We start from the raw sequence: 12,910 nt of genomic DNA on the forward strand, positions 1-12,910 counted from the left end.
CCTTTCAAACCTTCCTTGTATACTTAAAAGGAACGAACTCTATTACATAAAAGGAGAGTGTTTATGAATCGCTTATTTCTTGTCGTATTAAGTTTTGTCATTGTTATCAGCTCTTTGTTACTAAGCAGCGTAAGTGCTGAGGCAAAAGGGCAGCCTGGAAAAGCAACAGTATTGTACTTTAACGATGCTCATGAAATTAGTCCGGTCGTTAATAAACTGGGAGACCGGGGCGGCGTCGCAAGGCTGAAAACTGCCATTGACCGTGTTAGAAGTGAGAATAAACATACGGCGGTAGCATTTGGAGGAGACTTAGGCGGCGGTACGTTATTTGGCGCTGTGTACCAAGGGTTTCCGATGGTTGAAGCCTTTAACGAAATTGGCATTGATCTTGCAAACTTGGTCAGCATGATTTTGATTTTGGATCGGATGTGACGAAAAAACTGGTTGAGCAATCCGACTTTGAATGGATGTCTTCAAACCTTACAGATACAGAAGGAAAGCCATTTGCTGATGTTCCAACCTACAAGATTATGAATAAACAGGGGATTAAAATTGGCGTTATTAGTCTTACGGATGATATGAACACAACATCTTCAGATGGGAAAGTCGTTCAGCAGGATCTTATCCAGTCGGCCAAACATGCAGTTAAAAAAATGAAAGAAACAAAAAAAGTGGACGCTGTTATTGCGTTAACACAAGAATCCTTAAAGAAGGATGAACAATTACTGGCAGAAGTGCTTGAAATCAATGCCGTGTTTACGGAAGAACAAGCAGAGGATCAATCATTTATCCATGAATATGAAAACAATCGTTACATCCTTGCTCCAGAAGGAAATCTTGGCTCAATGATCCGGTTGGATATCATCAAAGACGGAAAAGACATTGAGCTTAAGCCGTCAGTAATAGAGGTCGATCATACGGTGCCGGAAGATCCTGAATTAAAAAAGCTCGCAGATTATTATCAAAATAAGCTGGAAGAGGAGCTTGGCAAACCCATTGCAAAATTAGAGATTCCTCTGGTTTATGGAGATAACCATGAAACGAGATATCAGGAAACAAATATCGGCAATTTTGTAGCAGACAGCTACCGTTCTTTTTACAATGCGGATATCGGCATGATGAACGGCGGCGGCATCAGGACCAGTATCCCTGCCGGAGAATTTACTCTCCGTGATGCATACTCCATTCTTCCTTTTCAAAACAAAGTGATCCTGGCAGACGTAAAAGGAGAAACCATCAAAGCTGCTCTCGAGAACGGAGTCTCAAGAGTCGAAAACCTTGGCGGCGGATTTATGCAGATCTCAGGCATGACCTATTCCTATAACCCTGCTAAACCAGTGGGATCAAGAGTAGAAACGATCTCAGTCAACAACGAACCGATTGACATGCAAAAAACGTACAAAGTCGCCATGTTGAATTATGTATTTAACGGCGGAGACGGATATACGATGTTTAAAGACAGTCAATTGCTGGTGGATGAGCAGAGTGCACGTACGGATGCGGAAGTTTTGATAGAGTATGCGAAGGAATTAGGGGTTATTAATGTGGGGACAGAGGGGAGAATTAACGTAGTGCAATAGGAGAAACAGTGAATAAGGTAAAAAGCGGGAAGCTGTTTATTAAACGGATTCCCGCTTTTTATTTTTGAGCAAAGAGTGATATGTTATAGATAGTTCCTATACATAAAGGAGAGTACCATGCTAATCCAATGTACCAAAAAACTGCTCGACGAACTGAAAGTTACTCCAGTTGAGGCTGAAGAAACAGCCCCTTTATTATCCTGGCATGCCAATGCAATGAAGTTCGGCAGGCATAAATTTCTGGTGCTGGTTAACGACAAAAACCGATATGGCATTGTCCTTTATGGATTAAAAGCCAAGGATAAAAAGAATTTAGATCAATTGCTCATAAAAGCGATTCGCGAGGTTTTCCAATCTGAAGCCATTGATGAAGAAGTCATTAATGAATATCTAAACGCCCTATCACCTCTGACGTTTGCTAAAACTAAAAACCGGACTCTGGTTGCGAGGTTAAATAAACAATGTGAAAACGTCCTTTTCGGCGAAAAATTCCTGGAAATAGATACCGTTGTTCAAGTAGAGATGAGCAAATGGATCAGTTCGCTGCTGGCTGGAGATGGCAAGGGTAGTTATTTTCATCCGAATGAGGCTATGTATAGGGATTTGCTGGAGTTGAATGGTTGACCTCTAAAGCGAAAAGAATTATAGAATGTACATTTAGAACAAACCAATCACACAATTTGGGTCGAGCAGTTACTTAGGCAAACAGTCTTTTTAACGGAAAATGAAAGAGAGCATCAGAACCGTTCCTCAACTGCCTAAAAGAAGAAAAACGCCAAAAATGAATAGGTTTAGTTTGAAAAAAGACCCGTAGTTGACGGGTCTTAATGTGACTTGACAAATGTATTCCTTTTTTATATTTAATCTAGATGACCTAAATTTTCCGTTAGGAGATTTACTAGAGATTATTGAAAAAGGATTATTTCTGTCCCATTGTGAGTAACTGACATTTCTCCTGGATTCAACCTGATGGTAAATTCGCCATTATTTCCCCATCCGTCGTCATCATACTTATACGAAGCAATACCTTCATTAAAAGTTAGATTAACTGGACCTACAGATGCAATTCGCACACAATTATTTGAACAGATGTCGAATGTAATATCTGCTGAGTTATTTGTGATATTTTTAACTTTAATAAAATGAATACCCTTAGCATCTATCCAATCTCCTTCATAATTCTTAATAGTCAAATCACCGTTTTTCTTTTGTCCAGAGTCTTCATGATTATCTGTGTTCTCTATATCTTCTGATGGACTTTTGTTACTATTATCCGTTTCCTCATTTACAGTGGGGTTATTGTGAGTAACAGCAGGATCAATATCTTCTTCTATAATTTCATCAAAATCATTATCTTCTGCAGAATCTATAATTCCATCAACATAACTGATTAATCCATTTCCTCGATCTATCTTAAGTTCGCTTCCTTTAACATACATTTGATTTTCATTTGAGACAGTGAATTGAAAGAAATTTGGATCTACTTGTTCATCAGATAATTGAATTTCAATTCCTTTATGAGAAAAAAACCTTTCCACTTCTGTCGAACTTAAAACAAATGGTTTGTCAGATGCTTCTATAATTTCAATATCTTCTAAATACCAGTCAGCAGTTTTATTGTTATACTTAGCAGTTAAACGAAGTGAACGTCCAGTTTTGTAGGATTCATTCGCAAATTCTAAAACTTCCACTTTAGTCCATAATATATTTTCCTCTACTGCTCTGAGCCTAACGTGGGGTAACAGTTCATTTGGTGGTCCTTCTTCACCGAGAGATTCCTCTGAAAGTTTAAGTAGGGGTGTAATCTTTGTTTTAAAATTATTAGAAATTTTATCAGTCTTAGGGTTTTCAAGTGCTGTATAGTACATATTCATGACTTCGTCTGGTGTAATTTGCGTTTGGTTTTTAGCTTTTAAATACCAATCTACTGCTTTTTGAGCATATACACCATATTTTGTCTGGGTTTTTTCTCCATTTAAAGCCTGATAAATATCAAACGACAATAGCTGCATTTGAGCCTTACGTTTAAGACCATCTTTATGTAATTTAAACTCGACATCACCGAACTTTAAAAACTCTGCATTATAAGCTATTTGCCATTTGTGATTATCACCAGTACTGTCATATCGCATGATTAGTTTATTGTTTTGATCAAATATTTCATTATCTTTAACTTCTACTTCTGGATATAAATTAAAATAGACTAGTTTAGTCATTACATCCATTACGGTCTCTGATTTATTGTAGTCAAGAGAATTATACTCTGAATAAAAGGGTAGTTCTTTAATAGATTTATGAGAAGATTCACTGAATTCTGTATCTTCACCTGAGTTATTAAACTTTTTAATAGTCTCTTCTTTCAGTGTCCCTGCAATATTTTTTTTAGAACTTTCAATACTCGAATCAAACCCCTCGTCACCATTTGCAATCCCAAATTGAATTTCACTTAAATATTCAAATTCATTAACTTGATTCTTTAAACCTAAGAGCCATATTACAATATCTTCTTTGCTTCTTGTCATCAGAGTGAAGTGATCCTCTTTGTCACTAGGCCTTGCATCAAAGTAACCTACAGTCATTCCTGTTCTACCCATCAACTCTAAATTGTTTATTGTATTCACTTTTATTTCATTTTGCGTCTTTTGTGTATTGTGATTGGTACTATCGCTTTCTGAGTTACAGCCAACTAGTATCAAAAGGGATAATAGTATAATTGCAATTTTATTCATGTACATCTCCTTTAGTGAATGTTTATTCATTGTTCTGTAAATGAGGAAAGTGTATAACAAACTTCCTTTATATGAACATATCAAAAAATAAAAAGTTAAAAGGTATTTTTAAACACCTTTTAACTTCAGATTAAAAATTTGAACTTCCGCAATTTTCACAGCGGCTTCCGTAAGCATCAGTCATTGATCCGCAATCTCTGCATCTTGTTACAGCAGAACGTATTAAATTTACAATTTTTCTCACGAAGCATCCCTCCCAAACCAATTTGATTCTTTATATCTATTCTGATTATCGTCAATAATACCTATTTTATAAGTCTTTTCCTGAAAAGTGTGGAACGGGATCGAATTCCATCATTTTACAAAACAAAATTAAGAAACAAATACATGATGTTTAAAGAAAGCGGATTGCTGGTTGATGAGCACAGTGCACGGACAGATGCGGAAGTTTTGATAGAGGATGCAAAAGAACTTAATGATATTGATGTTGGGGTAGAAGGAAGAATTAGCGTATTGAAATAAGAGTAAGTTTGAGTATGACATTTCCAAGTGAGATAACACCGTTCCAATAAATAGAACGGTGTTGTTTGCGTTGCTGAAGCTGGAATGACCACAATGTCGCATCAGCAGCTCTGCTTTAGTCATTTCTCCTGCACCTTTTAGTAATCCTATTAGTATATTTAGTTTTAAGGTTCATTCCCTATAGCAGTACTTTTATTATTTGAATCTGGTTTGTATTTTTTAGGTTTAAATACTTATTAATTGTAGAATTTTATAACAATTTTCGACTTTTAAGTAATTGTTATGTTATTTTTTGTATTTTAATAGTAAAAAAGATATACATTAATTCCATTTTTAACTATAATCAGAAACAGAAACTAATTATGTGGAGGTAAAAGGTCATGGTGAGCAAGAATCACATTTTAAGGTTATTTATATGTTTCACTTTATTTATTGGTCTATTAACGCCATTCAGCCCTTCTGCTTCGGCGCAAAGTTCTGTTGATGCTGCCAAAACGCTAAGTTTTGACAAGCCTGTAAGCGGAGAACTGGGTGAAGGTGAAACAATCTGGTACAAAATATATCCGGATAAAACTGTGGAAACCAAATCGCACGTTGAATTTACAGTAGAGGGTGACAGCAGTCCAATCATATCTGTTTTCCCTGATTTACAGAGCGCGAAAAATGGCGTTACATATGAAAAGTATGCCGGCCAATCAGGGAGTGTAAAGTTTCCGATAGCTTGGAAAGGACCCTATTACATTAGTTTAACAGGGGAATATTCAGGCTCGTTTCAGCTTGCTGCCGGTACGCTTACAGAGGAGCCGACGGAACATCCGGGCGGGGTATGCTTTGTTGAGGAATCAACGAAAAGCAAATCAGGAGCATTTGAAATCTTGTCGGATATGAGAACGATCCGGGATCAGTTACTGAGTGACACTGCTTTGGGCAAGGAACTTGTGTCATTGTATTATAACGTTTCAAAACAGACGATTCTGGAAGTCGTGAAAGATAAAGAATTCCGTAAAACAATTTCGGAGGATCTTGCAAGTCTGTCAGACTTAATAAAAGAAATGGAGAAAGCCGCTGTGGGTGAGTCTAGCAGATATGTAGTATCTAAAGATGATTACAGGACAATTACTCATCTCAAAAAGGCTGTTTTGGACAAAACAAGTCCATCACTGGATCGTTCCATTAACGCGTATTGGGATAAGTTAAATCTTGATCAGTTAGAAGGCAAGCAGCTAACAGCAGCGCTTCAAGAAAGCGAATTGATTATCAAAACGAAAAACTATAAAGAAAATGAACTCATCGTTTCGTTTAAAGAAGAAACGTCTAGTAAGCGTGTGCTTAAGACAGCTGCCGCATTTTTAGGAACTAGTGTGAAAGTGAAAGAATTAAAGGCAAATGATGTCGTTCTTGATCAAACGTATCTAGTAAGCTACAAAAATGAAAAATCACCTCAAGAGCTTGCTGAGGAATTAGAGAAACTTCCAGAAGTCAAATTTGCGGAACCGAATTACATCGTACATGCCCTGACAAAGGACATTCACTATCCATATCATTGGTCCCTTGAAAACACAGGTCAGAATGAGGGTGCCCCAGGTGCTGACATTGATTTCTTAGGACTTGAGAAGCTTTTAAAAGGAATGAAATTAACAAATACTCTTATCTCTGTCGTTGATACAGGGACGAACTACACGCTGCAGGATTTACAGTCGGTTACAAGGAAAGATCTGGGCAAAGATTTTGTCAATCAGGACGGGGATGCAATGGACGATAATGATCATGGAACCCACGTTGCAGGAACCATTGCAGCGGTTAATAATAATTTTTATTCCATGACGGGAATTAACCAATTCTCAAGAATTCTTCCTGTTAAAGCGTTAGATGAAAGTGGAAGCGGAGATATGGCAGACGTGGCACTTGGCATTCGTCATGCTGTTGATAAAGGAGCAAAAGTCATTAACCTTAGTCTTGGTTCCACATCATACAGCGATGCAGTTGAGCAAGAGCTGATTTATGCTAAGAAAAAGGGCGTTACTGTTGTAGCTGCATCCGGAAATGACGGAGAAGAAGCAATCAGCTATCCGGGAAGCTCAGAGTATGTAATTGGTGTAGGAGCAACAGACAACCAGGATATATTGGCTGATTTCTCAAACTATGGGGAAGAGCTGGATATAGTAGCTCCAGGAGTCGGTATCCCAAGTTTAACGCATAATGGTGAAGTGATGTATGCTTCAGGCACATCTATGGCTACTCCTCATGTGGCAGCAGTTGCAGGTCTGATTTATTCAATCAATCCAAACGTTACTCCGGATGAAGTAAAGAAGCTATTAACTCTAAATTCAGTTGATCTAGGAACTAAAGGCTTTGATCCTGAATATGGCTGGGGCCGCCTTGATGCTGCAAAAGCAGTAAAAGCTGCTAAAGATAGCCTAAGTATGCCGCAAAAACCTGTTGTGAACCAGGTTGATGATAATGATCAAGCAGTATCTGGCAAGTCTGCAGCTGGAGCGACAATTACTGTAATGAAAGAGAAAACGGTAATCGGTACAGCAGCTGTAAAAACCAATGGTGATTACTCAGTCTCCATTAAACAGCAAAAAGCAGGCACTGTCCTGCAAGTGACAGCTGCTAACAAGTATGGAAAAAGTGCGTCTGCAGCTGTGACAGTATTGGATAAAACAGCTCCTGGAATTCCAGCAGTTAATGAAGTATCCGATAAATCCAAAGAAGTGTCTGGAACAGCAGAAGCAGGATCAACGGCAACAGTGAAAATTGGAACAAAGAGCTATACTGCTAAAGCAGATGCAAAAGGGAATTTCAAAGTTGCCATACCTGTACAAAAGAAAGGAACCAAATTAACGGTTACAGCAACAGACGCAGCAAAGAACGTCAGTGGAGCAAAAACCGTGACAGTAGTCGATAAGACTCCGCCCGCAGTTCCGGCGGTAAACACGGTCACAGACAAATCAAAAGAAGTAACTGGAACAGCAGAAGCAGATTCAACAGTAACAGTGAAAATTGGAACCAAGAACTACACTGCCAAGGCAAATGCAAAAGGAAGCTATAAAGTAGGTATCCCTGTGCAAAAGAAGGGAACGAAACTAACGGTAACAGCAACAGACGCAGCAAAGAACATCAGTGGCGCAAAAACCGTGACAGTAGTCGATAAAACACCGCCCGCAGTCCCGGTAGTAAACACAGTAACCGACAAATCGAAAGAAGTAACTGGAACAGCTGAGGCAGATTCAACAGTAACAGTGAAAATCGGGACCAAAAACTACACTGCCAAGGCAAATGCAAAAGGAAGCTATAAAGTAGGGATCCCTGTACAAAAGAAGGGAACGAAATTAGCGGTAACTGCGACAGATGCAGCAAAGAACGTCAGTGGAGTAAAAACCGTGACAGTAGTTGATAAGACACCGCCCGCAGTTCCGGCGGTAAACACAGTTACAGACAAATCGAAAGAAGTGACTGGAACAGCTGAGGCAGATTCAACAGTAACTGTGAAAATTGGATCAAAAAAATACACAGCTAAGGCAAACGCAAAAGGAAGTTATAAAGTAGGGATTCCTGTGCAAAAGAAGGGAACGAAACTAACGGTAACAGCAACAGACGCAGCAGGAAATGCTAGTGGTGCAAGATATGTAACAGTTACAGGAAAGAAGTAAATTAACGTGGGCTTTGCAACTCAAAAAGCACAAGATCTTGTGCTTTTTTGAGTTGTGGGATTAAAAATATATAACTTTTATGTTTTATTTTTTTTCGAGAATGTATATCCAATATATGATTTATAGTATAAAATACTCATGAATAATTACCTATAGGAGATGAATTTATTGAAACGAATGTTTAAAGGCTTTATTGTTGTTTTTCTACTTTTTAGTTACGTACTAGGGGTTAAAAGTCCAGAGGCCGCTGCTTCTGGTAATGCTGTATTAATTGATGTGAATAAAACATACACAGGTCAGCTGAAGGATGATAAGAGTAATTATTACAAGTTTACTTTACTTAAAGATGGAAATGTTTCGTTATCTTTTAAAAACAAAGCTAATGTTCAATGGAAAGCAAGTATTCTTCATGGAAATGGCGAGACAATTAATGAAACCTATTCAGATAACAGTGGATTAGTAGAAGGTTATGAAACAATAGAAGCAGGCTTGCCAAAAGGAACCTATTACATTGAAATTGCTGACATATATAATACTAATCAGCAAAAATATGAATTTAAACTGAATTTTAAAGAGAGCAGCTTGTATGAAAAAGAATTTAACGACAGCGTTGCATCTGCAAATCCAATTGCCTTAAACCAATCCTACAACGGAATTATGCAGTATTCTGATGATAACGATTTTTACAAGGTATCCCTTCCTTCAGATGGAAACGTGACGTTATATGTAAAACAAAAGGAAAATGTACAGTGGCAGGCACATATCCAAAATAAACAGGGAACCGTTTATCAAGAATTTTATACAAGCAACAGTGAATTGGTTGAAGGGTTCGCTACAGCGGAAGTAGGTCTTCCGAAAGGAGACTACTACATAAAAATTTCAAACAGTCACAATTCGTCGGATGTTCCTTATGAAGTAAAAGTGGGATTTGTTAAAAGCAGCAGCTATGAGAAAGAATTTAATGATTCCTTATCTTCTGCTAATTCGATGAATTTAAACCAATATTATAAGGGGACTATGTCTACACACAGTGATCGGGATGTATATAAGATTGTACTGCCTTCAGATGGAAATGTAACGTTAAATGTAAAACAGAAGCCAAACGTTTCTTGGGATGCACAAATTCTGAACAGTGAAGGATTTGTGTATCAACGAGTGGAAACTTCTAACGACGAATTAGTAGAAGGGGATGCTTCAGCTCAAGTTGGTTTGCCAAAAGGAACGTACTATATAAATATTCAACACTACTACAACACTGCGGACACAGTATATGAAATAAAAGCCGGTTTTACAGCATCTCCTTATTACGAAAAAGAAAAAAATAATACTCTGTCAGCTGCAAATTCCGTTGTACTAAATCAAGTATACAGAGGCACTCTTGTTGATTCGAATGATTTGGATGTATTTAAATTTAGCATTCCAGCAGATGGAAATATTGTGCTTTCCATGAAACAGACCCCTTTTGCTCAGTGGGAAGGTGTGATACAAAATGGTAACACTATTGTTGGAGAAGAATTATATACAGACGACGGGGAATTAGCTTCAGGATTTGCAAATCATCAAATCTATTTGAAAAAAGGCACTTATTACTATGTGTTAAAAAACTATCATGCTGCGTATGGTAAACCATACGAATTTAAAATCTCGATGAAATCAACTGATCTTAAAACAGCACAAATAAAAGTTACCAATAACACTGGGAAATCAGACACCGTCTCCGTTTCAGGAATAGCTAAAGGGGACATAGTCAAAGTGTACAATGCATCTTCAAAGGGATCATTACTTGGTCAGGTAACATCTGCAGGAACTTCAGCTACCGTATCCATAAAGCAGTTGGGATCTAAATCCGGTAAAGTCTATGTGTCTGTGACAAAGCCGGGTATGACAGAAAGCAATCGTACCGCAGCATCTTTTAATGGCGAAATATCCACCGCCTTAAAAACGTCTCAGGTGAAAGTAACCAATAACAAGGGAAAGGCAGACATTGTGGCTGTTTCTGGTCTTGCCAAGGGAGATATCGTTAAAGTCTATAATGCTTCTTCAAAAGGTACACTGCTTGGACAGGCTACATCTTCGGGATCAAATGTTTCCGTGTCCATTAAACAGCTTGGTGTCAAAAAAGGTAATGTGTATGTGACAGTGACTAAATCTGGAATGAGTGAAAGCGGCAGAACAGCCGTCTCCTTCCTTGGAGAAGTTTCTGATGCCCCAAAAGCTTCAAACATTAAAGTAGTGAACAATAAAAACAAAGCCGACACTGTGACGGTCAGCGGAGTATCAAAAGGCAGTGTCATCAAAGTTTACAACGCAGCGTCAAAAGGAACCCTTCTAGGTTCAAAGACTTCTTCTGGATCTTCAGCTGTTGTTTCTATTAAGCAATTAGGTAAGAAAAGTGGCAAAGTTTACGTGAGTGTCACCCAAACAGAGCAGCAAGAAAGCTCGAGAACTGCTGCATCATATAAAGCAGAGTAAGAAGAGAGAAGCTGTTAGAAAGTCAGAGGAAATTGGCTTTCTAACAGCTCTTTTTAATTGTGTTTGTTTAAGGCTGGGATATTTTTGTGGATTGGTTCTTTTTTAGGTTTAAGCTGTTTTCTCCCAATCTGTCGACTGCCAGATTTAAGATTTGAGAATAAAACGAATAGAAACATAACGTTTGTTATACTAAATTCAGGGTTTATCTTCCAAAAAATATGTTTATGCAAGTAATGAGAATCCATTTAATAAAAACATTGCTCCTTCTGCCTTATTTTCATTTTCTAAGTAAAGGATGTGTGATAGGTAAATGTTAGTTAAAAAGGCATTGGAACAGGCCAAGGCAAGCATTGAGCTCGAAGGTAATTACATAACTGCCGAACAAAAAGAATTGGTGGAGAAGGTTATCAGGAATGAAATTACGGAAGGTGAATTCAATAAACGTGTTCTAGAGCTGGTGAAGAAAAAAGGGTGAAACATAAAGATTGCAAGTAGACGCTAAATTGTATAAAGGTAAAAGTTGTAAAATGGACTGAGCTCTTATACAATAAAACTAGTAAAATAGTCCTTTTACGGGGGTGGCGGATTGTATTGTCCGAAATGTGGAAGTCCGGTATCGCAGAGGTCAGCGTATTGTACGGGATGCGGAAATAAGAGAAAGCAGAAGGCAGGCAAGGGATTGTGGACTTTAACCATCATGATGTTGCTTATTTGTGTTGGCGTTATTGGATATTTAGGGCTGGAATTAACGGAACAAAAGCCGGTTGAGAAAATGGCGGCGGAAAAAACAATCAGGGAGAAGCCGCCTGAACCTCAAGTGAAAAAAGAGCCAATAAAAAAGCCAGAAGTGGAACCGGCAGCGGCGGAAGTGAAAAAAGCACCTAAAGAAGTGTCGGATATCATTCAGGATGCACAGCCAAAGGTATTTACGATCTTCAGTGATTACGGCCAGGGGTCCGGTTTTTTAATTAATGAATCAGGTGACATTCTGACAAACGCGCATGTTGTTGAAGGCAGTCTGGATGTCACAGTCCGAAGCAGCCAGGGGGAGGAGCTCACAGGTTCGGTCATTGGCTACAGCAATGAAGTGGATATTGCGGTAATCAGAGTGGCTGGACTTGCCGGTCAGGAGCCGCTGGAACTGGAGCTTACAGAACCTTCTAAGTTGGGGGACGAAGTGATTGCGCTTGGAAGCCCAAAAGGTTACGAAAACACGGCGACACTGGGTAATATAAGCGGGGTAGGCCGGACATTCTACATTCCTCCTCATGAATACGAGGGGATTTATCAGATTTCAGCTCCTATTGCTCCCGGCAGCAGTGGAGGGCCTCTCCTTGATAAAAATACTGAAAAGGCCATCGCAATTAACTCTGCGCGGGACAATCAAGAGGTTAACATCGGATTCAGTATTCCGCTCTATCAAGTGATGGATCAGGTCACAGACTGGGTCAATCAGCCGATGACGGCAGAGGAAGTGGCAGCACTGTTCTATACAGCGGACGGACTGTATTTTTATCAGGATCTATATGATAACGAGTATTATTTCGACGGCGGTGAATACAGTGAGGAGTTTGAGGATTCCGGAACTCCTGAAGATGAATACTACGATGAGTATGACTCCGAAACACCTGAAGATCCATACTATGATGAGGATTATACGGATGATGAGTACACCGAAGAGTATGAGGATGTCCCCGCAGATGAATACACTGAAGATATGTGGGATGAGCCGGCTGAAGACGTGCCGGCAGCCGAAGACGAATATATAGAAGAAGATCCGGAATACCCGGATGGCTATTATGAAGAGCCCCCGGCAGAAGAAGTTCCGGTGGAAGAAAATCCGGAACTTGAAGAACCAGCCGATTCTGAGGAAGAGGTGGCTGACGAAGCTCAGGATGGGGAAGGGTTTTAATAGAAAAGGGGTCAGTCCCGCGTTGCATTAACACGTTAA

At 38.9% G+C, this 12,910-nt stretch carries 9 protein-coding genes; 8 read left to right on the plus strand and 1 reads right to left on the minus strand.

The genetic code is table 11. The annotated features are described in order from the left end of the window. Positions 1–63 precede the first annotated feature (63 nt). The 3 genes from ACTSEZ_RS17555 (at position 64) to ACTSEZ_RS17565 (ending at position 2,204) form a co-directional block, all read left to right on the plus strand. Positions 64–432 (plus strand): hypothetical protein, encoded by a 369-nt coding sequence (locus tag ACTSEZ_RS17555; protein WP_369735631.1) that lies wholly within the window; start codon positions 64–66, stop codon positions 430–432. Next, a complete protein-coding gene (locus ACTSEZ_RS17560) occupies positions 429–1,580 on the plus strand; it encodes a bifunctional metallophosphatase/5'-nucleotidase (protein ID WP_369735632.1) in 1,152 nt (383 codons plus the stop codon). The genes ACTSEZ_RS17555 and ACTSEZ_RS17560 overlap by 4 nt, the downstream gene beginning before the upstream one ends. Positions 1,581–1,697: 117 nt before the next feature. Then, entirely contained in the window at positions 1,698–2,204 is a 507-nt protein-coding gene (locus ACTSEZ_RS17565; RefSeq protein WP_369735634.1) for a DUF6933 domain-containing protein, read from the plus strand. Positions 2,205–2,485: 281 nt separating this feature from the next. Here the strand turns inward: ACTSEZ_RS17565 and ACTSEZ_RS17570 are convergent, their stop codons facing one another. Further along, positions 2,486–4,309, minus strand: a complete 1,824-nt coding sequence (locus tag ACTSEZ_RS17570) for a hypothetical protein (RefSeq protein WP_369735636.1) — start codon at positions 4,307–4,309, stop codon at positions 2,486–2,488. A 387-nt stretch (positions 4,310–4,696) separates the two neighbouring features. Here ACTSEZ_RS17570 and ACTSEZ_RS17575 point away from each other — a divergent pair, with 387 nt between their 5' ends. The 5 genes from ACTSEZ_RS17575 to ACTSEZ_RS17595 all read left to right on the plus strand — a co-directional run bounded on the left by ACTSEZ_RS17575 (position 4,697) and on the right by ACTSEZ_RS17595 (position 12,871). Continuing rightward, a complete protein-coding gene (locus ACTSEZ_RS17575) occupies positions 4,697–4,831 on the plus strand; it encodes a hypothetical protein (RefSeq protein ID WP_369735637.1) in 135 nt (44 codons plus the stop codon). A 380-nt stretch (positions 4,832–5,211) separates the two neighbouring features. Beyond that, on the plus strand, positions 5,212–8,487 hold the full coding sequence (locus ACTSEZ_RS17580) for a S8 family peptidase (protein WP_369735639.1): 3,276 nt from the start codon (positions 5,212–5,214) through the stop codon (positions 8,485–8,487). Positions 8,488–8,655: 168 nt separating this feature from the next. Beyond that, on the plus strand, positions 8,656–10,959 hold the full coding sequence (locus tag ACTSEZ_RS17585) for a hypothetical protein (RefSeq protein WP_369735640.1): 2,304 nt from the start codon (positions 8,656–8,658) through the stop codon (positions 10,957–10,959). 310 nt (positions 10,960–11,269) lie between these two features. Next, positions 11,270–11,434, plus strand: coding sequence for an antitoxin VbhA family protein (locus ACTSEZ_RS17590; RefSeq protein ID WP_369735641.1), 165 nt, complete (start codon positions 11,270–11,272; stop codon positions 11,432–11,434). A gap of 204 nt (positions 11,435–11,638) precedes the next feature. Further along, positions 11,639–12,871, plus strand: coding sequence for a S1C family serine protease (locus ACTSEZ_RS17595; RefSeq protein ID WP_369735642.1), 1,233 nt, complete (start codon positions 11,639–11,641; stop codon positions 12,869–12,871). The last annotated feature ends 39 nt before the right edge of the window (positions 12,872–12,910 follow it).

It is taken from the genome of Metabacillus mesotrionivorans (genome assembly GCF_052171315.1).
GTDB lineage: Bacteria > Bacillota > Bacilli > Bacillales > Bacillaceae > Bacillus_P.